The organism is Lysinibacillus parviboronicapiens, assembly GCF_003049575.1.
Lineage (GTDB): Bacteria > Bacillota > Bacilli > Bacillales_A > Planococcaceae > Lysinibacillus > Lysinibacillus parviboronicapiens.
On sequence record NZ_PYWI01000104.1, the window covers coordinates 1 to 401 of the forward strand.

Below are 401 nucleotides of genomic sequence, written 5' to 3' on the forward strand. Positions count from 1 at the left end.
CAACCGTCTCGCCAGATTTTGGTTGACCAATTTGAAGCAATCCTGTATAGGCCGTCATTCCCGGCATGCCTAAAACACTCAAATATAAATGTAATGGTACATCTTTTGATGGAACAGGGGTCACATCGTCTCCATTCACTGTATTTATCTTTTTCCATGGTAATATGCCTGTGACATAATCACCCACAGATAGACGTTCATCTTTCGATTGTGTGACTTTTCCAACAATATGACCTTGTAATGGTTCATTCACTTGGAAAGGTTGAACATAACTTTTTGTATCATTCATTCTGCCTCTCATGTAAGGATCTACAGATACATAAATGGATTCTACTTGAACCTCACCTGCATATGGTTCTCGAGTTTCTATTGTTTCAAATCTAAATACATCGTCTTGAGGG

General features: G+C 38.7%; 1 pseudogene. It reads right to left on the minus strand.

From position 1 onward, the window contains the following. Positions 1–401 (minus strand): annotated as a pseudogene (locus C9J35_RS23295) (NADP-dependent oxidoreductase); the annotation flags it as partial.